This window comes from Cyanobacterium stanieri LEGE 03274, from assembly GCF_015207825.1.
In the GTDB taxonomy this organism is placed as follows: domain Bacteria; phylum Cyanobacteriota; class Cyanobacteriia; order Cyanobacteriales; family Cyanobacteriaceae; genus Cyanobacterium; species Cyanobacterium stanieri_B.
Window position 1 is genome coordinate 70,971 of the sequence record NZ_JADEWC010000001.1, and the last position, 23,386, is coordinate 94,356.

18 protein-coding genes and 1 tRNA gene are annotated in these 23,386 nt (G+C 36.7%); 6 read left to right on the forward strand and 13 right to left on the reverse strand.

The window, feature by feature from the left end; all coding sequences use genetic code 11:
• Position 1: 1 nt before the first annotated feature.
• Positions 2-86 (forward strand) — tRNA-Leu (locus IQ215_RS00315).
• A gap of 149 nt (positions 87-235) precedes the next feature.
• On the opposite strand, the gene IQ215_RS00320 is transcribed toward IQ215_RS00315, so the two are convergent.
• The 4 genes from IQ215_RS00320 to IQ215_RS00335 form a co-directional block, all read right to left on the reverse strand.
• Positions 236-1,564, reverse strand: a complete 1,329-nt coding sequence (locus IQ215_RS00320) for a Mur ligase family protein (protein ID WP_193799331.1) — start codon at positions 1,562-1,564, stop codon at positions 236-238.
• Between the two features lie 86 nt (positions 1,565-1,650).
• The gene (gene psbQ / locus IQ215_RS00325; RefSeq protein ID WP_193799457.1) at positions 1,651-2,100 is read right to left on the reverse strand and encodes a photosystem II protein PsbQ; all 450 of its coding nucleotides are present in this window, start codon (positions 2,098-2,100) and stop codon (positions 1,651-1,653) included.
• A 260-nt stretch (positions 2,101-2,360) separates the two neighbouring features.
• On the reverse strand, positions 2,361-3,383 hold the full coding sequence (locus IQ215_RS00330) for an aspartate-semialdehyde dehydrogenase (RefSeq protein ID WP_193799332.1): 1,023 nt from the start codon (positions 3,381-3,383) through the stop codon (positions 2,361-2,363).
• Between the two features lie 324 nt (positions 3,384-3,707).
• Positions 3,708-5,048 carry a cytochrome c biogenesis protein gene (locus IQ215_RS00335; RefSeq protein WP_193799333.1) on the reverse strand — a complete coding sequence of 447 codons (1,341 nt, stop codon included), beginning with the start codon at positions 5,046-5,048 and terminating at the stop codon, positions 3,708-3,710.
• 145 nt (positions 5,049-5,193) lie between these two features.
• Between IQ215_RS00335 and IQ215_RS00340 the strand changes: the two genes are divergently transcribed.
• From IQ215_RS00340 to IQ215_RS00350, 3 genes are all read left to right on the forward strand, one after another.
• On the forward strand, positions 5,194-5,673 hold the full coding sequence (locus IQ215_RS00340) for an NAD(P)H-quinone oxidoreductase subunit N (protein ID WP_193799334.1): 480 nt from the start codon (positions 5,194-5,196) through the stop codon (positions 5,671-5,673).
• 245 nt (positions 5,674-5,918) lie between these two features.
• Positions 5,919-9,122 carry a valine--tRNA ligase gene (locus IQ215_RS00345; protein ID WP_193799335.1) on the forward strand — a complete coding sequence of 1,068 codons (3,204 nt, stop codon included), beginning with the start codon at positions 5,919-5,921 and terminating at the stop codon, positions 9,120-9,122.
• A gap of 402 nt (positions 9,123-9,524) precedes the next feature.
• The gene (locus IQ215_RS00350; RefSeq protein ID WP_193799336.1) at positions 9,525-9,953 is read left to right on the forward strand and encodes a hypothetical protein; all 429 of its coding nucleotides are present in this window, start codon (positions 9,525-9,527) and stop codon (positions 9,951-9,953) included.
• A gap of 85 nt (positions 9,954-10,038) precedes the next feature.
• On the opposite strand, the gene psaM is transcribed toward IQ215_RS00350, so the two are convergent.
• Complete coding sequence (gene psaM / locus IQ215_RS00355; RefSeq protein ID WP_015223751.1) at positions 10,039-10,134, reverse strand: photosystem I reaction center subunit XII; 96 nt, start codon at positions 10,132-10,134, stop codon at positions 10,039-10,041.
• A 110-nt stretch (positions 10,135-10,244) separates the two neighbouring features.
• Here psaM and IQ215_RS00360 point away from each other — a divergent pair, with 110 nt between their 5' ends.
• Complete coding sequence (locus tag IQ215_RS00360; RefSeq protein WP_193799337.1) at positions 10,245-10,769, forward strand: helix-hairpin-helix domain-containing protein; 525 nt, start codon at positions 10,245-10,247, stop codon at positions 10,767-10,769.
• 24 nt (positions 10,770-10,793) lie between these two features.
• On the opposite strand, the gene IQ215_RS00365 is transcribed toward IQ215_RS00360, so the two are convergent.
• Genes IQ215_RS00365 through IQ215_RS00375 form a run of 3 tightly spaced genes read right to left on the reverse strand, consistent with a single transcriptional unit; the run spans position 10,794 to position 13,682 of the window.
• On the reverse strand, positions 10,794-11,405 hold the full coding sequence (locus tag IQ215_RS00365; RefSeq protein WP_193799338.1) for an exopolysaccharide biosynthesis protein: 612 nt from the start codon (positions 11,403-11,405) through the stop codon (positions 10,794-10,796).
• A 22-nt stretch (positions 11,406-11,427) separates the two neighbouring features.
• Positions 11,428-12,639, reverse strand: a complete 1,212-nt coding sequence (locus IQ215_RS00370) for an ATP phosphoribosyltransferase regulatory subunit (RefSeq protein ID WP_193799339.1) — start codon at positions 12,637-12,639, stop codon at positions 11,428-11,430.
• Positions 12,640-12,692: 53 nt separating this feature from the next.
• Entirely contained in the window at positions 12,693-13,682 is a 990-nt protein-coding gene (locus tag IQ215_RS00375) for a J domain-containing protein (protein WP_193799340.1), read from the reverse strand.
• Between the two features lie 475 nt (positions 13,683-14,157).
• Here IQ215_RS00375 and tpiA point away from each other — a divergent pair, with 475 nt between their 5' ends.
• Entirely contained in the window at positions 14,158-14,883 is a 726-nt protein-coding gene (gene tpiA, locus IQ215_RS00380; protein ID WP_193799341.1) for a triose-phosphate isomerase, read from the forward strand.
• 110 nt (positions 14,884-14,993) lie between these two features.
• On the opposite strand, the gene IQ215_RS00385 is transcribed toward tpiA, so the two are convergent.
• The 5 genes from IQ215_RS00385 to IQ215_RS00405 form a co-directional block, all read right to left on the reverse strand.
• Positions 14,994-16,187, reverse strand: a complete 1,194-nt coding sequence (locus IQ215_RS00385) for a DUF4336 domain-containing protein (RefSeq protein ID WP_193799458.1) — start codon at positions 16,185-16,187, stop codon at positions 14,994-14,996.
• Positions 16,188-16,384: 197 nt separating this feature from the next.
• On the reverse strand, positions 16,385-16,933 hold the full coding sequence (locus IQ215_RS00390) for an FKBP-type peptidyl-prolyl cis-trans isomerase (protein ID WP_193799342.1): 549 nt from the start codon (positions 16,931-16,933) through the stop codon (positions 16,385-16,387).
• Positions 16,934-17,096: 163 nt separating this feature from the next.
• A complete protein-coding gene (locus IQ215_RS00395; protein ID WP_193799343.1) occupies positions 17,097-19,286 on the reverse strand; it encodes an argonaute PAZ domain-containing protein in 2,190 nt (729 codons plus the stop codon).
• A gap of 268 nt (positions 19,287-19,554) precedes the next feature.
• Positions 19,555-20,319 (reverse strand): uroporphyrinogen-III C-methyltransferase, encoded by a 765-nt coding sequence (gene cobA, locus IQ215_RS00400; protein WP_193799344.1) that lies wholly within the window; start codon positions 20,317-20,319, stop codon positions 19,555-19,557.
• A gap of 102 nt (positions 20,320-20,421) precedes the next feature.
• Positions 20,422-23,058 (reverse strand): EAL domain-containing protein, encoded by a 2,637-nt coding sequence (locus IQ215_RS00405; protein ID WP_193799345.1) that lies wholly within the window; start codon positions 23,056-23,058, stop codon positions 20,422-20,424.
• Positions 23,059-23,386 lie beyond the last annotated feature (328 nt).

Below are 23,386 nucleotides of genomic sequence, written 5' to 3' on the forward strand. Positions count from 1 at the left end.
AGGGGGTGTGGCGGAATGGTAGACGCTGCGGACTTAAAATCCGTTGACCTTTATCGGTCGTGAGAGTTCAAGTCTCTCCACCCCCATCCAAGAAGTAGCTACTTTAATAAGTAGCTATTTTTTTGTGCATTAACAAATTATTTGTCATCAGCTACAAATTAAATAACCAGGTAATCAATTTATGGGTTATCAAAAGAGAATTTTGTTATGATTTACTCACCATGTAATTATGGAGTTATAAGATACTTCGGCCTACTAAGATTTTTCTAACTTCTAACATAGCAGAATAGGTCGGAATAATATATAGAGTTTGATTTTCTGGAGTAATTTTTAAAGCCTCCTCAATGGCTTGAGGTAAATTTTCTTTGATGATTAAGTTTAAGTTGTTTTCGGTGGTGTCGAGACTATATTTTAACCTTAATGCCATGTCATAAACCCTATCTCCACTGACAACAATATTTCCTCCTGAGGCAACTAATTTTTCCATATCTACGTCCCATATCCATGATACATCTGTACCATCTGGGGTGCGATCGTTTAAAATCATCATAGTGGTACAATGGGGATTAATTTTTTTAAGATCATTAACAGCCCGAATGGTTTCATTCATGCCCACGGGATTTTTAGATAAAAGAATGCGAATATTTTTGTTATTAATTGTTAATTCTTCTGCTCTACCAAAAGCCGCTTTAAAGTTAGTTATTGTTTGATTTATGATTTGTTTTTCGACACCAATAGATTGAGCTAATAATCCTGCAGCAAGGGTATTATATTTATTATAAACACCTATTAAAATTTGTTGCCATTCTTGACTATTAACGTCTAATTTACTTTTTGTAAAATCACATTTAGGACAGTTATAATCCCCAAGGTGAGACAGATAAACCCCTTGATAGTCAAGAGGATGACCACATTTTGGACAGTAAATAGAATCTACAGCGTGAGGAATTTCTTCTAAGTATAAATCTTTTTCATTTAAGCCAAAAAACAATACTTTTTTATCAATATTTTGACCTAAATAACAGAGGGTGGGATCGTCTCCATTTATGACAATTGTAGTGGCTTGGGATAAAGGTGCGATCGCCCCTTGCCAACGATAACTAATGGTATCAACTTCCCCATAACGATCTAATTGATCTCGGAATAAATTTAAAGCTAAAATATGACTAGGATTACACTGTGCCAATACTAAAGGTAAAACATTTTCATCAACTTCAAGTATGGCATAATCAGCATCAATTTTGCCCCAAAGACTACTATTATCAATCAAGCAAGTAACCAAACCATTAATTAAATTAGCCCCCGTAGAATTATGAATCACCCGATAACCAGCATTTTCCAAAATTTCCTTTAACAAAAGAGAAGTAGTTGTCTTCCCATTAGTACCAACCACCAAAATTACCCCTTGCTTAATCTGCTTCGATAAAACAGCCAACAAACGAGGGTGAAAACGCCTAGCAATTGCCCCAGGCAACACACTAGCTGCCCCTAACCCCAGTAAACGCACAGTGCCAGTAATAACTTTTGCCGTTGCTACCGCCAAAGCTAAAGGAAACTTAACCATTAATATTGCCCCACTCTCCAAACTCAAAAAAATAGTAAAAAATACCTAACACTAACCACTATTGCCCATTAACTAACCTAAACAGATTAACTATTAGTGGGAATCATATCAAGATAAGCATCAAAATCCTTAATAGCTTCAAAATATTGAGCTTGGGCGGCACTATAATTTTTTTCCTTTGCAGCCGCGTCAATTCTTTCAAAATGACTGAATAACTCTCTAGCTAGGTTCTGAGCGGATTTTTGATCTTTTTGAAGTAAACGACTAGAAGCATTAGCCATAGACTGTCTGAGGCTTCCTAAAGGTCCATGAATAAAGGTTCTGGTATCGACCCAATTTTCCTTTTTAATAAATTCTTCAAGGGTAGTCATTTTTTCCCTGGCCTCGGCAATGGGGGCGCGATATATCTGTAATTGTTCAATTTTTTCAGGGGTGTAAACCGTGGGAATTTTTGCCTTGCTAGGGCTACTACAGCTTACCAACAATGTAGTCACTAAGACTAAGATAAGGGAAAGAATAGGACGTAATTTTTTCATCATCGTATTTAAATTGACATAAATATTTTGTTCTTTGATTATTTTCTCAGAATTGTTACTATTAGCCAACTTTATCTTTATGAAAGACAATAATTATACTCTACGGAATAAATCATAGACTATAGTTAACCTGAGTTCGGAATAAAATTTAGAGTCTTGTAAAAAAGGTATCGGGTATCAGGTGTCAGGTTAAGAAGTTGATAAAAACTATATGTTAATTAGAGTTAGGAATAACATTTTTAGCTTTTTAAAGGTGTGAATTATTTACCCAGCCACTGCTTTTCAATTAGTAATTCGGCAATTTGCACCGCATTTAGGGCAGCCCCTTTACGAATTTGGTCACCACATAACCATAATTCGATATTATTATCACTAGATATATCTTGACGAATTCTGCCCACTAAGACATCATCTTTTCCAGTGGCGTCTATGGGCATGGGAAAATAATTGTTTGCCCAATCATCAACTACTGTTACCCCTTCGGCTTGATTGAGCAGTTTTTTCGCTTCATCCACCGCAAAAGGTTGTTCAAATTCTAAGTTAATGGCCTCCGAGTGCGCTCGTAACACAGGCACACGAATACAGGTGGCACTAATACGAATACTGTTATCTCCAAAAATCTTTCTGGTTTCATTAACCATCTTCATCTCCTCCTCACAATAGTGATTCTCGAGGATAGGGGAATTATGGGGGAATAAATTAAAAGCGAGGGGATAGGGTAATATTTCAGGGTTAGGGGTTTCACCATTGAGAATGGCTTGGGCTTGATTTTTTACTTCCTCCATTGCCCTTGCCCCTGCCCCACTAGCAGACTGATAGGTAGAAACTATAATACGTTTAATGGGTTGAATTTTATGTAAAGGATAAATGGCAACCCCCATTAGAATAGTGGTGCAGTTAGGATTGGCAATAATTCCTTGATGGTTTTGGGCATCTTGGGGATTAATTTCGGGTACCACCAAAGGTACATTGTCATCCATGCGAAAAGCGCTGGAATTATCAATCATCACCGCTCCTGCTTCAACGATCGCCCTTGCCCATTTTTTAGAGGTTGAACCACCCGCAGAGGCCAAGACAATATCCACATCATCAAAGGAATTTTCCGTTACTTCTTCGATGGTTAAAGATTGATTTTTAAAGGAGATTGTTTTTCCAGCTGAACGGCTAGAAGCTAGAAGTTTTAAATTAGAGAGGGGAAAATTACGCTCAATTAATAGGTTGATAATTTCTGTGCCAACCGCCCCAGTTGCACCTAAAATTGCTACTCGAATATTCTTAGACAATTATTTTTCCTCCTTGACGATTATTTTTTTTGTTCTCGGTTCAAAAAACTATGTTATTTTTAATAATATTACAGTTATGGTGGCTAATTCTGTCTAAATTTTCTTAGTACCCACCTAAACAACCTGAAAAATTATTAAGGTGTGCTTTTATAGATCGTACACGTTAATTCTTAAGAGTTAAGGCACATTGCAAATATCAAAAAATATACGGCGTTGCTTAATCATGGTATGAAATATTATTAAATTACAATAAATATCCCATATTATTACCATTCCCCGTTCCCTATTCCCCACCTTCACGACGTCACTTTTAGCACACCCTAGTTACAAAGAATCAATCATAGTAAAAATTTCTCGCTCAAAAGTCACTTGGGCGCGATTAGTTTTCCCCCCAATGAAAGTAGAATCGTCCTTTTCCAATACCCATACCTGAGAGAAAGAAACATAACTCATAACTACTCCCACCATCAAAAGAGCAAAACCAAGGTAAACTATAGGTACTCCAGGATCAGCTTTTATTTGTAAACCCGTAGAGCCAATTAAGTCCAAAACCTTGAGATTAACGCCATTTACCTCCACAGGCATGCCCGGGCGAGTAGCGCCAACTAATTGTCCTGACATATCATAAATGAACATTGTACCTTGTAAGTCTTTGGTAATGAGAGATACTCCATTGCTCATATCAGGGTTAGTGGGTATCCATGTACCCCAGATGCGCCCTTTTCCTTTGGTATCTAATTCCGCCATGGGTAGTTGGAAAATAGGACTATTATTTAATTGTACTTTTACTCCAGAAATGCTCCAACTGGTTTGATAAAAAGTAACTCCTTTATATCTTAGGGGTTGATTGACAAAGATAGTTTTTTTGTCTAATTCTTTGCCCTCTTGATCAATAATTGAAAGGTCAGAATAAAATTGATCTACTGCTCCTTGGGGGCTATAATCAATTCTAAAATCCTTTACTTTTACTGAAAAATCTTGAGGTTTTTTGAGGTTTGTTAATGCTCCTGCTTCGATAAAATTTTTGATGGTGAAAGTTTCTCCTTCGGCAATCATTTCTTGGGCAAAAAATCCTGTAAATGCTCCCCAAATTGCCCCCAATAAAATTACTATCATGCCTATATGGACGATAATAGGTCCTACTCTACCGATAATTCCTTTTTGAGCGTATAAACTATCATTATCTTGATGAATTTTATATCCTTTTTTAGTTAAACTTTCTTTGATTTCTGCTAAACCATTTACAGATAATTCTGCACTAAGAGCTAGTTTATTAAACTCCCTTGGTTGACGGTAATATTTCCATATTTGAGCTGCCTTTAACGCTGGTAGTTGACGGCGAAATGTACAGGCAATTAGGCTAGTACCAAAAAGCACTAATATAGACACATACCACCATGTCGTGTAAACATGATCAAAACCCAAATTTAGTAATAATTTCCATGTGAAAAAACCCCATAATGCGGGATTCTCTGGATAGTTTTCTTGGTAGTAGGATAACCCTTGATTTTGCTCGATGACAGTGCCTGAAATGCTAAAAAGTGCGATCGCCAATAGCAATACAATGGCTAACCGTAAATCCGCCACCATGGCGAGAAGTTTACGGAAAAATTTAGAGATAGAGTCATTAAAAGATGAATTGTCAGAAGAAGGGGAAATACTCATAAACAAAGGGGAAAAGATTGTCCTAGTATCAACAATAACATGGCTAGGAATTGGTTAATGATGAAAACGATGAGCAAACGGAGACAGAGCCTATTATAATCAGATTAGCGAAAAAAAGAAATTATTAAAAATTGCTCAAAAAATTATGCCTTTATTAACTACAGGAAAAACCTTTATTCGTGACTTAGAAAAAACAGGAGCCTTGGCGGTGTATGCTCCCCTAGAAGGAGGTTTTGAAGGACGTTATCAAAGAAGATTACGCACCAATGGTTATCATAGTATTAGTATTTCGGCTAGGGGATTGGGAGATTTAAGTGCTTATTTAATGGGTGTCCATGGGGTGCGCCCAGCCCATTTAGGTAAGAAAAATATTGGGCAAGAAGGCGCAGTGGGGCCTACTTATTTTGTACCACCCATAGCACTGTCTCAGGTGGAAAATTTACCTCCTAAATCAAAAGGGTTGGTTTTATGGATTATTGAAGGGTTTGTGTTATCCCGTCAGGAGAAAGAATATTTAGCCAATTTGAGTAAAATTGAACCTAAAATTAAAGTGGTATTGGAATTAGGGGGAGAGCGTTATTTTCGTTGGCAACCTCTTTCTGAGGCGATTTCTGCGGTGGCTTAATTTTTCCCTGACTTCTAGCCCTTCTGATAATGTAAAAAGAAGGAAATGAATAAATACTTCTAAAAGCAAGGGGTTTAAACCCCTTGTTAAAAAAATATCATTGGGCAAAAGAAAATACTTAACCCGTTACCCATTGCCTGTTGCTCATTGCCCATTGTTTTTGTGTTCAAGATATGGCAAAATCAACACAAAGAGAAAAGATTAATCAGTAAGTGCGATCGCACCTAGCAAAGAGAAATAAATCAATGAGTGGCACAGAAATAAACCTTCCCCCCCAGTATGAAGCCCAACAAACAGAAGCAAAATGGCAAAAATATTGGGAAGAAAATCAAACCTTCAAAGCAAACCCCGACAAAAAAGGGCAACCCTATGCCATCGTAATTCCCCCTCCTAATGTGACGGGAAAACTACACATGGGCCATGCTTTTAATACCTCATTGATTGATACCCTTGTTCGCTATCATCGCATGAAAGGCAAAAATACCCTTTGTCTCCCAGGCACCGATCATGCTAGTATTGCGGTACAGACGATTATTGAAAAACAACTCAAAGCCAAAGGAAAAACCAGAGACGATTTAGGTAGAGAAAAATTTTTACAAATGGCTTGGGCGTGGCGCGAAAAATCTGGGGGCGCGATTTATAATCAACTCAAAAGAATGGGTTTGTCTGCCGATTGGAGTCGTCAAAGATTTACCCTCGATGAAAAATTATCTGATTCCGTCAAAACCGCCTTTGTGAAACTCTACGAAGAAGGCTTGATTTACCGTGGTAAATACATGGTGAATTGGTGCCCTGAATCTCAATCAGCGGTATCAGATTTAGAGGTGGAAAATAAAGAAGTTAATGGCAGTCTTTGGCATTTTCGTTATCCCCTCACCGATGGCAGTGGTTTTGTGGAAGTGGCTACCACTCGCCCTGAAACCATGTTAGGAGATACGGCGGTAGCCGTTAACCCCAATGATGGACGTTACCAAGACATTATCGGTAAAACCCTCACCTTACCTCTTGTGGGGCGCGAAATTCCCATAATTGCCGATGAATATGTAGATCCCACTTTTGGTACAGGATGTGTTAAAGTTACACCAGCCCATGACCCTAATGATTTTGCCATGGGGAAACGTCATGATCTCCCTTTTATAACTATTCTTAACAAAGATGGCTCAATTAATGAAAATGGGGGTGAGTTTCAGGGGCAAGATAGATTTGAAGCCAGAAAAAATGTGGTTAAGGCTATTGATGAGGCAGGATGCTTAGTAAAAGTAGAAGCCTACACTCATAGTGTACCCTATAGCGATCGCGGTAAAGTACCCGTTGAGCCTTTGTTATCTACCCAATGGTATGTAAAAATTAAACCCCTTGCCCAAGATGCCCTCAAGGAATTAGATGAGGATAAATCCCCTTTCTTTGTGCCTGAGAGATGGGAAAAGGTATATCGTGATTGGTTGGTAAAAATTGAGGATTGGTGTATTTCCCGTCAGTTGTGGTGGGGGCATCAAATCCCCGCTTGGTATGTGGTAAGTGAAAGTAATGGGGAAATTAGTGATGATACTCCCTTTGTGGTTGCCCATAACGAGGATGAAGCCCAGCTAAAGGCGATCGCCCTTTACGGGGAAGATGCTATAATTGAGCAAGATCCAGATGTACTCGATACATGGTTTTCCTCAGGATTATGGCCATTTTCTACCATGGGTTGGCCAGAAAAAACCATCGACTTAGCCACCTATTATCCCAATGCTACCATGGTAACAGGGTTTGATATTATCTTTTTCTGGGTAGCGCGGATGACGATGATGTCAAAACATTTTACTGGGCAAATACCTTTTAAGGATGTTTATATCCATGGTTTGGTAAGGGATGAAAACGGCAAAAAAATGTCTAAATCCGCCAATAATGGCATCGATCCTTTATTATTAAGTGATAAGTATGGCACCGATGCCCTTCGTTATACCCTCATCCGTGAAGTGGCAGGGGCAGGGCAAGACATTAGCTTACAATATAACCGTAAAAGCGATGAATCGGAATCCGTGGAAGCATCCCGCAACTTCGCCAACAAACTTTGGAATGCAGCCCGATTTGTGTTAATGAATTTGGATGGTAAAACTCCCCAAGACTTGGGTTATCCTTCCCTAACTCAGTTGGAAATGAGTGATAGATGGATTCTCTCTCGTTTTAACCAAGTTATCAAACAAACCGATGAATATTTAGAAAATTATGGCTTAGGGGAAGCGGCTAAAGGATTATATGAATTTATTTGGGGTGACTTTTGCGACTGGTATATCGAGTTAGTGAAAACTCGCCTCAGACAAGATGCCGATTCCCCTTCCCGTATCGTTGCCCAACAAACCCTTGCCTATGTGCTAGAAGGTATCTTAAAATTATTACATCCTTTCATGCCCCACATTACCGAAGAAATTTGGCATACCCTCACCCAAACAGAAGAAGGTAGTCTCGCCTTACAATCTTATCCTGTGGTTGATGAGTTATTAACTTTCTCCTCGGTGGTAGCGGTGACGAATAATAGTGATATGGAAGAATTGATTATTGATTTGAGTGATTCTAGTCAGTTTTCCAGTGATAACCCTACCATTGTTAAAGTGGGTAATCAATTAATTGGTTTGTTGGATCAATTGCCTGACCAATTTAGTTCTATTATTAAAAGATACAAGCAACCTTTAACTTTATTGTTAGTTATATTTTTAACTTTGGTTGTTTTGCAGTTGGTGGTATCGGTTTCCAATGCTATCTATGAGTTTCCCCTTCTTGCCCCTGTGTTGAGGTTAGTGGGTTTAAGTTATTCTGGTTGGTTTATCTATCGTAATCTAGTCTTTGCACAAACTAGACAAGAAACCATTAAACGTTTGACTGGTTTAAAACAAGAGATTTTTGGTTCAAAAAATGTCACTGCTTCTTTACAGTCTAGCCATGGAGAAAGTGTTACCCCGATGGTAATTGATAGTTTAATTTCTGAGGATTTAGAAACCAGTTTTACTTTACTCTTTGAAACTATTCGCGCCATTCGTAATTTACGGGCGGAGGCGGAAATTAAACCTAGCGCCCAAGTGTCTGTTATTCTTCAGTCTGATAGTGAGGAAGAAAGACGAATTTTGAAAAATACTCGTAACTACATTGAGGAGTTGGCTAAGGTGGAGAATCTCTCTATCATAGATAGTTTAACTCAAGAAGTGCCAAGGGCGATCGCCTCGGTGGTTGGTACAATTCAAGTATTAATTCCCCTAGAAGGTGTTATCGATGTAGATAAGTTAACCGCCAAATTAACTAAAAAAATGAGTAAAATCGAAGGGGAAGTAAAATCCCTTGAGGGGCGTTTAAAGAATCCTAATTTTACCCAAAAAGCCCCCCCTGAAATTATTCAAACAGCCCAAGATAATTTGGATGAAGCTAAAACTCAATTACAAATTTTACAAAATAGATTAACTTTACTCCAGTAGTTATAGTTTTTTGGGGCTACCATTTGAGGGGGTGATTATTATAAATAAGGAGGAAAATTTTTATAGTAATTCTAAATAGCTAATTTTAGTGGTAAGAATAATGATTATTACTTGATAGGGGATTAAATATCCTTTATCAGTTACTGTTATATATGTTTATTTAATGGGGCTATGAGATAATTTATGACTCATTTTTAATATAATAAGTAGTTATTGAACTTTTTATAATCAGCTTCCATGGGATAAATATAACTAAAATTAGTAGTAATTTGTTAGTAAGTAGTTAATAGATTTAATCAGAAACTTTTTATTAAAAATTAATTTAGGATTACTATAAATTTTTATAAATTATTTAAAATACTTTTCCTTTTCTGTTTACTCCAAAAAATAGTTGTTCTCAAAATGTTATATTTAGCTCAAGTAGTCGAAAACAATATTTCTCAAAAATTAGAACTACATCTACTAGCCATGGAGGAATCAAGTAATCAATGGACTTTTTGCAACGAGGAATATTTATCACTGCCCGATGAAATTGAATCTTGTCAAGGATTATTATTATTATTAGATATTAATGAAAAAAGGGAAATAATTCGCTATCGGGATGCCAAGGATTGGGTATTGAATATAATTAGAGATTTTGTGACAAATGAAGGGGAAAAATGTTCAGATTTCTTTGTAAATGAACAAGTAAGAATTGAGCAATGGAGACAGGAATTAACTTTAGAAAGTCAAGATTTAACCAGAATTAAGTTAGAAATGGAAACTCGTCGAGAAGAATTACAACAATTAGAACACAATTTAAGTTTAGAAAGAAAAAAATTAAATGATTAGGGTTTGATTACAATGTAAATTTATAAAGTTGCAAACAAGATGGATTTCCCCCCTTGTCAGAAAAGACTAAAGAGGGGATTAGGAATTATTTATATAATTCAGTGGATAAGCGGAAAGCAAGAATAGCAGGTACTAAAGCAATGGCTAAAGCAACGAAAACTTGAGTATCAGAAATAGGCATAAAAAACTCCTTTTTTACAATGGAAATTGATAAAATTAAGCTAAATTACTATTTAATTTGCCCTAATATAGACACTGTGGCACGATTTTGTAATAATTTGCAACAAAATAATGATTAAACTAGACTGGCGAGAAAGGGCGATCGCCCGTAAAATAGAACAAAATCCCTATTATCGTTTCCAAAATCTGTCTGAAATTAGAGTAGGGGCAAAACTAGGTATTTCTATAGACGTAAATCAAGCCTGTGTCGATGATTGGTTAAGGCTTCCGGGGATTTCTATTACCCAAGCTCGTACCCTCGTAGAGATGAATAATTCGGGCATTCAAATCCTTTGTATAGAAGATTTAGCCGCCACCCTAGGCATTTCCGTAACCAAGATTGCTTTTTGGAAACCCATTCTTAACTTTTCTTATTATGACCAAAATAGCTTCCATGCACCTCCAAAAATAAACCCCAATACAGCCACCCTAGAGCAACTAGAAGCCATCCCAAACCTTGATCATGACATGGCCTCTAAAATTATCAAAAATAGAGAGGAGGAGGGCAAATATCGTAATTTACCCCACTTACAGCAAAGATTATCTTTATCCCCTGACTTTGTTTATCATCTCATGTATTATTTCCAATTTGATTAAGGTAAAAAGTAACAATAAAGGTTGCTATTTATTGATAAACTGCCAAAGGGAAGAACTTCCAACGATTGCACCGAATATAATAGACGCAGATAAACATCCAGCGACAATACAAACAATCAAACCCAAAAGACAGATAAAACCATCATCCTCCTGTAAACCAAAAGCCGTGATGAAAATACCCACCGCAGGGGCGGTATTGGTGCCGGGGATGGGAATCATCATGGAAATGGCCATAAGGGCGATCGCACCGCCTAGAACAATTTTACCAATATGGCTATTACAAACAGAAGTTAAACGGGGTTTAGTGATAGTTTCCAAGCGTTTGAGCCAGGGTAAACCCTTTTCCACAAAACCTTTAGCCATAACCGTTTTCATTTTACCCCTCTTAAAGCGATTAGGTAACCAAGGTATTTGATAACCAATCATAAACTGAATCGCCAATAAAAGAATAAGTATGCCAAAAGGGATAGAATAACCTGGGGCAGGAATCGGCAACGCCGAAGGTAAAGACAAAATCAGTAACAGAAAGCCAAAAATGCGATCGCCCGCCAAAAGAAGAATATCATCAAAAAAAATAATATCCCCCCTTTCCTCAAGCAAAAAATAGCGCTCCAACTCAACCGATAACTTCGCCATACATTTTAATCACCTAGAAACATTAAACAACTTCAATTTTAGGCATACCATCAGCCCCAATCCAAGCCAAATACTTAATACCTTCATCCTCAGCATAAAGCCTAATTTGCTCCGCCGAGCGATATTGTAATTCTAACTCCACCCTGACAATATGTTCACTATGGCGCAACCTTTGGGCATAATCTAAAGCCATTTTTGCTGCCTCAGAATTTTCAGGAATAACCAGCCAATCACTAGGAGGAGTCGTTTTTGGTAAATTGGCCCCCGACAATAAACAACTATGTAAATCCTCAATATTAAAAGAAAAACCAATACCGGGATAATCCTCCTTTTGAGGATGGTATAAACCTAATAATTGATTATATCTTCCCCCCTGCCCCAATACACGAGGTTGACTATCACTAAAACCAACTACTTCAAAAACAATCCCCGTATAATAATCAAAGGTTTGCACCAAACTTAAATCCAACACAATGGGCAGAGGCTTACCATAACTGTGATTTACCAACTCCAATAAATCCTCAAGATGCTTAACCGCTTTTCTGGTATCCCCATCAATATCTAGGCTACTAACTCTACTTAAAACCTGTTGCGCATTCCCTCTCAAATCAAATAACTCTAAAGCCTTAACCTTTAAATCCCCATCCAATTTTAACCCTTCCAAGGCAACACGATCTAAATTAGCCAAACAATTGAGAATATCTCCTCTGAGATGGCTAGGAAATTGACTTAAAAGCCCCTTAGTTAATCCAGCATCCCCCAACAACAACTGCCATTCTTGAATACCTAACCTTTCCAAACAATTAGCCACCAAAAGAATGGTTTCCCCATCAGCCAAAAGTCCATCAGTAAAGAGTAATTCCACCCCAGCTTGATAAAATTCTAACTGTTTACCATGATGCCCCTCAGCACTGTTGCGAAACACATTGGCACGGTAACACAGCCTTTGCACCGTGTCATTCTGCATTCTCGTCACCGCAGCACGGGCAATGGAGGCCGTCAATTCTGGACGTAAGGCAAGATTTCCCTCTCCGATATTTTGTAAGGGTATCACCGTAGTAGGTTTGATCGCACCTCCTGCCATTAAAGTATCTAACCATTGAATAGTGGAAGTAACAATCCTTTTATAACCCCAATTTTGAAATACTTGCTGAAGTCGATCATTAATCCAGCTTTTTTGGGCAACTTCTAAGGGCAATAAGTCTCTAGCGCCTGCAGGGGCTTGATGAAGCATAGTCTGATTTTCGTTTAATTACTTGACAAACTTGGGCAAATTCACCGTTTATCCTACCATAAACGAATACCAAAAACCGTAGGACCTTCTTTTTTATCATCTTTATTTTTTCCTTTTCCTTTAGAAGATTTACCCTTTGTCTTTTTATTTTCTTCTAAAAATTCTTCTTTAATTTGTCTAACTATAGGCTCATTAGGATTAAGAGAAAAGGCTTTATTATAATGAATTTTGCCGTAGGTTTTATTACCCTGTTTATAATAATAATAGGAAATTAAACCATGAACCTTAGGATTAGCGTTATCGAGTTTAAGAGCCTCGCGCATATCTAAGATAGCCTGTTCCAGATTACCAATTTTAGCCGCATTTTCAGCATTAGCGATTAATCTATCTAACCGATTAACACCTGCTTCGGCTTGAGGAGTAGCTTCTGTTTCGTTTTGAACTTGAGTGGTATTATTAGCGACGGTTTCTGGGGATGGTTGTTGGGTGATAATCGCTTCAGATGATTGAATTTCTCCCACATTTCTTGAGCTACGGGAGATATTTTCCCGCCGTTGAGTTTCATTTTGAGACATTAAATAAACCATATTTAACTCACTGATGAGAGCTATTTTTGTGAGCACTGTGTTAATGTCTTGATATTGGTCAACTGCTATTTTTTGGACTAACTCATGGTAGAGTTTATCTCTATTTTTTTCGGCTTGATGCAGGGTTTTAGCAATTTCGGTGCTAATGGTAATATCATTGACTTGGGAGGCTAATCTTCTACTCATTTCTGCAAAGATTAATTGACATTCTTTCCTTAGTTTATCTTTATAAAGATTTTCATAGGCTGGATTAACTAATTTGGAGAGAATTTGACTTGCTTTTTCTTTTTCTTCGGGAGTTTCGGCACTACAGGTGTCGGGGTGCAATTGATAGGCAATTTTGAGATAGCGTAAACGAATGTCTTTGGCGCTAGCATCAATGGGTACACCTAAAATAGAGTAGTAGTCTTTTACTTCGTATTTAAATAGTCCATACTTGACATTGATGTTCATCATATAATTGTGCTGTTTTATGGGTTGCCTATATTTGAATTATATATAAGTATTTAACTATTTAACCTCAATTCGGGATAACGGGTTATGGGTAGCACAAGTTTTGGGGTGTAGGTTAGAGGTGTGATGTTGTTTAATTACGGTGTGAAATATATTTTGATGATCAAAACTATTGATTATTAAAAATATTACCACTATTGCCCATTCCCTGCCTTCCTATGAAGATGTTAAACTCAGGCTACCTATCAATCAATTATTGATAAACCCATTGACAGAGGGTAAACAATCGATATATTGTACTACGATACCGCTAGTTGATATTTTTGGGATGTCAAAGGTATCACTGATGGTTTTATTTATCTTACCCTAAATAATGTGGGTTTTGTTTAATCATAGATAGTCACAAGTTTTCGCAAACATAGAGATTAATAATTTTAATTAACTAGCTGAATTAAAGTATAAAAGTATAGGAGAAAAAGTGCGTAGAATTATTATTGCTGGTAACTGGAAAATGCACAAAACTCAGAGAGAATCTTTAGAGTTTTTACAAGGTTTTTTACCTCACTTAGAAGATACCCCCGAAAAAAGAGAGGTAGTTTTATGTGTACCTTTCACCAGTTTAAATTTTATGTCAAAAAATTTACATGGTAGCCGAGTTAAACTAGGGGCGCAAAATATCCACTGGGCGAAGGAAGGGGCTTTCACTGGGGAGGTTTCTGGAGCTATGTTAACGGAAATTGGTTTAAATTATGTTATTGTGGGCCATAGTGAGCGTCGTCAGTATTTTGGAGAAACTGATGAGACTGTCAATAAGAGATTGTTGGCGGCACAAAGTCACGGTTTAACTCCTATTTTGTGTGTGGGTGAAAGTAAAGCCCAGAGAGATGGGGGGGAAACTGAACAAGTTATTTTTGACCAACTTAAAAAAGGTTTGGTAGATGTTGATCAGGATAACTTAATTATAGCATATGAACCCATATGGGCGATTGGTACTGGGGATACTTGCGAAGCAACGGAGGCTAATCGGGTTATCGGTTTGATTCGTGGGCAGTTAACGAATAAGGATGTTACTATCCAGTATGGTGGTTCGGTAAAACCTGATAATGTGGATGAAATTATGGCACAATCTGACATTGATGGGGCTTTAGTGGGGGGCGCTAGTCTCCAGGCTGATAGTTTTGCTAGGTTGGTTAATTATCGATAAGTCGTTGCTGATTTTAGGTATAATTTGTCATTAGGGTGGGCAATAGGCAGTGGTTTAATTTGATTAATGATCGTTTTAAATCATTGTCCATTGTCTATGTCTATTTTTTACTAATCATCCTTGGGGTGTTTAGCGATGCCTAGTTTAATGAGATTTTTTTCTAAAATTTGAATAAAGTTAGCGTCTTTGAGGTATATTTGCCGATCGCCCCCAGGATATAATAAATAAAGGTTAGTGCTATTCTTATCAATAAAGGTAAAAGCCTGTTTAAATTGTATTCCGTTAGATTTAATGGGTGCGTCAAAGTGCGCTGGGATAATATATTCAAAATTCCATAAAGATACCAAATTCGCCCAATTTAAAACCTTTTTCGAGGCTTGGGGTAAAATAAGGCTTTCAAGGATAGGGGCTACTAAAAGACGGTTACGGATGGCCATAAATGAGGTTTGCCACCCCGATAACCAACGGAAGGGAAAAAGCCCAAAATAATTACGACGACTACGGTTAGGCGCATTGATGGCGTTGATAATTAATTCTTTTAAACCCACCGTATCAATCATACTCGGGCGAAAATAAAGGGCAAATAGACATATTCTTTGCCATCCTTTGAGACGGTTAAATTCATTGTCAGGCAAGTCATCAAGGGCCGTTTCACGGGCATGGAAAAGTAAAGGGAAGGGGTTTAATTGGACAATTTCGGGAGGTTTTTCGGGAATAGATATAACCGTATCCGTCACCAATAGGGTACGAGATGATTTATGATACATGGCAACCTCGGAAAATGAGCCTTGGGTTAAGTCAATGTCGAGGATATGATATTCAAATTCCTTGGCAAAGGGAGATTCCCGCCAATCGAGGGGTAAAAATTTTGTTCTATTGATGGGGAAACCCACCCAAGATAATGGTAAACGAAAAGGGAAAGTCCATTGACTGGGTACACAATAAATCTCGGCGTAGGGGAAGCGACGGGCAAAAGGGGGTACAAATATTTTATGTTCTAACCCTGAACTTGTAGAGTGGATAATATATTTAATGTTGCCATGGAGTGCCTCCAATTCTCTCACTAATTTTACACATTCTTGGGTAGGGGCGATCGGGCAATATACCAATAAACCCCCCTCCTCCAACTTCACCACCGTCATGCGAATAGGCACAACCGCATATAACAACCCATGAGGTTGCTCAAAAGTCCAAATCTTATCTTTTAATACTTCCTTTCTGATGGTTGCCCTACGATTATAGGGATAGAGGGGTAATAAAAACCACCAGCCCCATTTTTGCTCTTTATTACTATTAATACTCACGTCAATGGACAATTAAATATTTATATTACTTCTTTATTAGTCTTAAAATAGCTTGTAGAAAAATAATGTTTTCAACTCCAATAAGCCATAGAAATTAAGAACTTCATCCTCTATCTTAACAATTTAGATACAAGCAAGACAAACTAGAAATAACTTTAATTTAATTGTCCATTGTTCATTCTTAATTGTCAATTATTTTAATTGATACCCAATAATTCCACATCAAAAATCAGAGTAGCATTAGGAGGAATGACACCACCAGCGCCCCTAGCCCCATAACCTAAATCTGGGGGAATAATGAGAGTAGTTTTGTCACCAATTTTCATATTAGCAACCCCTTCATCCCATCCTTTAATAACTTGCCCTACTCCTATGGTAAAGGTAAAAGGTTGGTTTCTATCTTTTGAGCTATCAAATTTTTTACCTCTCTTATAACCTTCTTCTGCTAAATAACCAGTGTAATGCACCGTTACTTTTTGCCCCCTAGTGGGAGATTCTCCATCCCCTGCCTCAGTTTGCACAGAAATTAAACCAGTAGAAGAAGTTTGAGCGTTAGATAAATCGATTTCCATATTTCCTGTTTCCATAAGTTGACTTGCACTAGCCACCAAAGTGGGTGACTCTGCCTGAATTTCTTGGGTGGTAGTTGATGCCACCGCACTGGAATTATTGTTAAAAATCACGGAGAAAATTAACATCCCAGCACATACAAAAATAATGCCTAAGCTAATGACAATCGGTTTCATTTTTTATTAAATGTCTTGAAGTCATTTTTAATTGTCTATGATTAACGAGCAAATGTCTATGGAGTAACTTTAATTCCTGCAATAAAATTCTAGTGGTGGAGTGAATTGATAATGGAGAATTGGTAATGATGATTTTGTTATGCTTGAATTGAGCAAAATCTAATTAAACGCTAATGAGTTTTTCCCTATCTACATTTTGTAAAACACTCACACTACCCATTCTTTGCATCTCCTTACTACTCTTATCCGCAAGATGTAACACCCAAGGCAAACGAGAGGCACTATAACCACTAGCGGGGTTAAGTTGGGCGAGATGATAGGTTTGTAAGGCAAGAATATTCAAAGGCGCATCTCCATATTCATGGATAACCTTAAGGGGTTTTACACTACCGATGTTTTTATTCACAGGTTGATGGGTGACGATGGAAAAAGACTTACTGTTATTCATAAAAAAAACTGTGCCGGATGGGGCATCATAATATTTATCGCTTTGGGGGTTAAAACATCCCATTCTACCTGTGCCACTTTTTCTCACACTGAGGATGTCGAGGGCTATTTGTTGTTGTTTTAATTCCTCTATGGTTAGGCTAAATTCTTCTTTTTGCACTAATCCATCTCTCATAATTAAGATTCGGTGGGGATAACGATCGCACTTATGATAAAATTTCAAAACTAGGTTAGAAATTATTTGCCAAACTACTTTCCCTGAAATAGCCTCTCCCCGTTGCACATCGGGCAATTCCCATCCTAAACTTTGCCCATCGGCTAAAATAGCATACGCTGGAGTACCATAGTATAACTGACGATTTGTCCCTGTATCAAAGCCAATAATTAAGTCCGCCGTTTGAGCATAGTTAGAGGGCTTTAAATGCACTGTTTGCCATTGGGCTTTACACAATAATCCTAACACCACATTAGTGGCTTTGTAAGCGTTTGCCTTGGGTTTTGCAATGATAAATTGTGTGGCAATACCTGCACTAAAGGCAGATTTTCTAATCTCAATTTTTTTTGTATTACCTAAACGCTCTTTTAACACTACTAAAACTGTTTTAATACCCTCATCTGCCCATTTTTGCCAAAACATTTTTCTTTCTAAATCATGATGGGGAAAATCTTGAGCATTGCGATAGGATTGATAATTAATTTCAACATCACTACTTCTAGCAATATCTAATAAACATTTTTCTACTTCTGCAGGATATTGATGCGCGTCATTGTATAAATTTAAACAACCTAATTTTAATTCCCCTACCTTTGCACAGCCTTTTTGTCTTACTTGACTAACTTTATTTACCTTTCCTTTTTTAGCTAAAATTTCTGCTTCAGGTAATTTAAAACCAGTCACTTTTATGGCTTCACATTTGTAGTTTTTATCATCAACTTGATAGATTTTAGTGGCAATTTCATTAGCAATAAAGGTAGATTCATCAATACGTTGTTGGAAAGATTTTTTAATCAGTTGAAATACTTCTTGAACTTCTTTTTTTTCCTCAAAATCTGTATTTTCTGCCACATGGGCTAACATTTCCATGGTAAGGGAAGGAGATACTCGAGAGGATAAATGGGGAATTAATTGATTATTAAAACCATTGGCTTTTTTAACTAAAATTAACTGAGAATTCTTGATTTCTTTTTCTGTTGCCCCCCTTTCTCGATGATATTGTGCAAGGCTGGTTTGGGTATTTTCAATCATCATTGTTTCTGGATTTTCATCGGTGATGTCTTTTAATATCCAGCTAAGATATTTACCCTCTATTTTGTAAGTATTTCTCATATACTTAAAAGGTGCATCGGGATATTTCTCTAACCATTGTTGTAATGTCCAAGGGGTATAAAAGCGATGATGGCTATCGATTTCCAAGAATAGTCTGCCATCGGCGGCAATATCTACATCTATTTTTTTTCCTCTATGTACTTCCCAACCTTCTCCATATTTGGCTGTGCCTTCTTGCCCTGTTATCCACCATATAATTCCTTCGTTGGTTTTTTGGATGGCACTATGTTTATGTTTTTTTAGTTGTTTATATAGGTTATTTCTTTCTATTTTTTCGAGGGCTTTTCTTTGGTTTAAATTATCTGGATTTAGTGTTATTTTATTAATTAATTGTAATGTCCAATTTTCTGTAGATAGTTTTTCTTCGTCTATTTCTTCTCTGGTAATAATGGTATTTTGAAATATTGCTCCTACTACTTTTATATCATACAAAATACGGGCGATCGCCCTTAATTCCTGTCCTGTTTCGCTCCATTGATGAAATGAGCATTGATATTGATAAACTTCCCTTTCTTTTTCCGATAATTGTTTAACAAAAAACTTATTTAAAACTAATCCAACCTTAGTTAAATGAACCACATTAATAACCCTATCATTAACCTATTCAAACATTTTATGATAGTTGATGGTCAAAAAAATTAAAAATACCACAAAAATATTAGCATTGCACGGGTTATGGTATGAAATATGGTTGAATTACACTAAAAACCAAGACTTCTAAATATTATAACCGTTCCCTTCCTCAACGAGAAATCATACCTAAAATCGGCAACGCTAAATATTATCAGTATTCCCCGTGGTTATGGAGGGAAGTCGAGATGTCCTATTCCCTGCCTAAAATTGTAATTTAACTAAATACCATATCGCTTATTGCTTGTCTAAATGCCACCACTTTACCAATAACAGCAATGGCAGGGGCTTCAAATCCTGATGATTCTACTTTCTCAATGATATTTTCCAGATTACCATATAACTCCTGTTGATCGGGACGTGTACCCCAACGAATAAGCGCTATTTGGGTTTGGGGTGTCAACCCTGCCTCCATTAATTGGGGAATAATTTGATGAAGGTTATGGATTCCCATATAAATAACTATAGTTTCCGAACCACGGGCGATCGCACTCCAATCCACATTAGGGCGATATTTTCCCACCGATTCATGGCCGGTAACAAAAGTAACCGATGAACTATAACCCCGATGAGTAACAGGAATACCGGCATAAGCAGGAGCGGCAATACCAGAAGTAATCCCCGGTACCACTTCCACAGGAATCCCAGCTTTGATTAAATCCGCCATTTCCTCTCCTCCCCGACCAAAAACAAAGGGATCTCCCCCCTTCAGGCGTACCACTATGGCGTGTTCACGGGCTTTTTCGATCAAAATTTCATTAGTTTCATTTTGGGGCAAAGAATGGCGACCACGGCGTTTCCCTGCGTTGATTTTTTCGGCGTAGGGGCTAATAATATCTAAAATTTCTGGACTAACTAGGGCATCATACACCACCACATCTGCCAATTCTAACAGTGATTTTCCCTTAACCGTAAGTAATCCGGGGTCCCCGGGACCTGCGCCCACTAAATAAACTGTTCCGATGAAAGAATTCTGACTCATAAATTAAGGGTGTTTTGCAAAAAAGCCGTAATGAAGCAATAAATTAAAATATAATAAAATTTTGGCCTATTATCAGTTAATTTTAATACATTCTCCCCAAAATTAAATCTGTTTATTGTTTATATACTCTTGATAAGAACCCTTTTCGAGTACCATGGTAGCTTGGAGAGGTAACAGAGGAGGAGAAAAGAAGTAACCTTGCCCCCACGAACATCCATGCTGTTTTAACCAGTTTTTTTGTTCCACTGCTTCTACCCCTTCAGCAATAACAGACATCCCGATGGATTTAGATAAAACAATAATTGATTCGGTAATCAATTGATTATGATGATTAAACTCTAAATTATGGACAAAACTGCGATCAATTTTGAGAATATCTACAGGTAAACGATGTAAATAACTAAAACAAGAATATCCTGTGCCAAAATCATCAATACTAATAGAAATATTTCTTTCTTTTACTTGATGTAATAAATAAAAAGTGGACTCAAGATTTTCTATCAACATACTTTCAGTAATTTCTAGGCTCAAGGTGTTGGGTAAAATTTCATATTCAGAAAGAATTTCATCTAAAGTAGTAATCAAAGAATTATTTAACTGTTTTACGGATAAATTAATGCTTAATTTTAAGGGATAGTTAAATTGTTTTTGCCATGTAGATAATTGTTGACAACCTGTTTTTAAAATCCATTGCCCTAGGGGGATTATTAACCCCATTTCTTCGGTAATGGAAATAAATTTGAAGGGAGAAATTAACCCTTTTTTTGGATGTTGCCAACGGATAAGGGCTTCAAAACCTTCGATGACGGATGATTCTAGGTTAACGATGGGTTGATAGTTTAAAATAAATTCCTGATTATCAAGGGCGTGACGTAAATCATTTTCCATTTGTAGTCTTTCCACGACCTGGGAGTGCATAATGGGATCGAAGATGGCATATTTGCCCTTTCCTCTTTGTTTAGCCCGATACATGGCTATATCTGCATCTCTGAGGATGTTTTCGGCTTTCTCATCCTCTGCACTGCCTGTGGTGATGCCGATACTGGTTTTGATGAAAACGTTTTTATTGTCTAGGGTAAAGGGTGATTCGAGGGCTTGGATAATTCTTTGGGCTACGGTGATGGCTTCTTGAATGGTGGCAATGTCTTCTAATAAAATAACAAATTCATCTCCTCCGAGTCGGGCGGCAATATCTGTTTCTCGGATGAAGTCTTGTAATAGTTTTGCCATGGAGATGAGTAATTTATCACCCGTGGAATGTCCTAAACTATCGTTAATGACTTTGAAGTTATCTAAGTCTAGGAATAAGACGGCAAATTGAATTTGGGAATTTCTTTTCTGTTTTTGGATGGCTAATTCTAGTCTTTGGGTGAGTAAGTCTCGGTTTGCTAATCCTGTTAGTTTGTCGTGAAAAGCGTTATGTTTTAATTGTTGTTCGATTAAGATGCGATCGCTTATATTTGTTACAGTACCGATATAACCTTTTAGTTGATTATGGCGATCATATTCTGGTAAACATTGTCCAAAAACCCATACTATGGATTTATCAGGCCGTTGGAAACGATATTCTATGTCAAAGTTTACTCCTTTTTTAATGGAATTTGTCCAATGGATTGTTTTTTCTCTGTCTTCGGGGTGAATACCATTTAACCAGCCTTCAGTTTTAATTTTTTCTGCAGATAAACCCATTAATTGGCAACAGTATTCATTGACGTATAAGCAATTAAAATCTTTATCGGTTCTAAATACTCCGACGGGGATACTATTGGTAAGGTTAATATAACTATTTTTGCTCTCTTGTAAGTTTTGTTCTACTATTTTGCGACGGGCAACTTCTTTTTTAAGGAAATAATTCCACAGGGCGAGAAAAATTAGGGCGAAAAATGGTATATAAATTAGGGAATTTATGAGTAATTCTGGTATATCTTGCCAACCAAATATTTTTTCTGGTTCTAACCATCTACTTCTTGCTTGATAATAAATAGAATCGGAGTTATCCATTAGTTTTTCTAGGGTGAGATCTAGTTCTGGTAATATATTTTTAGGATCTCCTTTTGGGGTAATAAAATGTAAACGGGCTGGATTAATCAAAATATTTGTTCTCGAAATATTATATTCTAATAAGTTCTTTCTGCCTAAAAAATTATTAACTATTCCTGCGTCTATTTCTCTATTTTCTAGGAGGATAAAAATATCTTCAAAACTATCAACTTTTACTAATCGAGGAAAAATACCAAAGGCTTGTATTTCTTTTTCTAACACCTCCTGTTGAATACTCGATTTTAATATTCCAATAGTTTTACCATCTAAATCAAAGATCGAGTTTAATTCTAATCCAGGTCTTGTGTATACCTCTGACCAACTGGCTAATACTACGTTATTATTAAAAGTGAAGGTGCGATCGCGCTCAGGGGAATAAGCCACATCAACCATTAAATCTAATTCATTGGCTTCCACTAAATTTAAACACCTTTCCCATCGACAAGGTACATAAACTATTGACCAATTATTTATTCTTGCAATCTCATCAATAATATCTACCCAAAAACCTTGAGGATTACCATTTTCATCAATAAAGACTTTCGGGCTATTTTGATAAACTCCAACATTTATTGCTTTTAAATTATTGGAAATTTCTTGGGCAATGTTTCCTTGTTCTAAAAAAATAAGAGAAAGCCAAATGACTAAGAGAACAATATATTTTAAATGTTTTAAGTATCTTGAAACATTAACTTTCATTAGTTTTTATTTTTTATATTATTTTATCATTTAATTCATAGAATAATTTAATTATTCCTTTATTTCTTCTGAATATTAATTATGGAATTTTGCCATTTTTAAAAATTATCTATTTAGTTAAATAAACAAATAAATTAGTATTGTTAATGAGATATAACCAAGATAAATTTAATTCCCCTTGAGCAATTTTATTGTATGTAAAAATACTAAAAGACCTAATATAGAGAATATCCCAAAAGATTACGGATTAACTTATGTATTAAGATTATTGTAATTTATTTTTCACTATTCGTAATACTTTGTTGATTGCCCCATTAATGAAGTAGGC

Coding starts and splice junctions, on each gene's coding strand:
- IQ215_RS00320 (WP_193799331.1), bottom strand. CDS start 1,564: ATGGTTAAGTTTCCTTTAGCTTTGGCGGTAGCAACGGCAAAAGTTATT.
- psbQ (WP_193799457.1), bottom strand. CDS start 2,100: ATGAAAAAATTACGTCCTATTCTTTCCCTTATCTTAGTCTTAGTGACT.
- IQ215_RS00335 (WP_193799333.1), bottom strand. CDS start 5,048: ATGAGTATTTCCCCTTCTTCTGACAATTCATCTTTTAATGACTCTATC.
- IQ215_RS00340 (WP_193799334.1), top strand. CDS start 5,194: ATGCCTTTATTAACTACAGGAAAAACCTTTATTCGTGACTTAGAAAAA.
- IQ215_RS00345 (WP_193799335.1), top strand. CDS start 5,919: ATGAGTGGCACAGAAATAAACCTTCCCCCCCAGTATGAAGCCCAACAA.
- IQ215_RS00350 (WP_193799336.1), top strand. CDS start 9,525: ATGTTATATTTAGCTCAAGTAGTCGAAAACAATATTTCTCAAAAATTA.
- psaM (WP_015223751.1), bottom strand. CDS start 10,134: ATGCCTATTTCTGATACTCAAGTTTTCGTTGCTTTAGCCATTGCTTTA.
- IQ215_RS00360 (WP_193799337.1), top strand. CDS start 10,245: ATGATTAAACTAGACTGGCGAGAAAGGGCGATCGCCCGTAAAATAGAA.
- IQ215_RS00365 (WP_193799338.1), bottom strand. CDS start 11,405: ATGGCGAAGTTATCGGTTGAGTTGGAGCGCTATTTTTTGCTTGAGGAA.
- IQ215_RS00370 (WP_193799339.1), bottom strand. CDS start 12,639: ATGCTTCATCAAGCCCCTGCAGGCGCTAGAGACTTATTGCCCTTAGAA.
- IQ215_RS00375 (WP_193799340.1), bottom strand. CDS start 13,682: ATGATGAACATCAATGTCAAGTATGGACTATTTAAATACGAAGTAAAA.
- IQ215_RS00390 (WP_193799342.1), bottom strand. CDS start 16,933: ATGAAACCGATTGTCATTAGCTTAGGCATTATTTTTGTATGTGCTGGG.
- cobA (WP_193799344.1), bottom strand. CDS start 20,319: ATGAGTCAGAATTCTTTCATCGGAACAGTTTATTTAGTGGGCGCAGGT.
- IQ215_RS00405 (WP_193799345.1), bottom strand. CDS start 23,058: ATGAAAGTTAATGTTTCAAGATACTTAAAACATTTAAAATATATTGTT.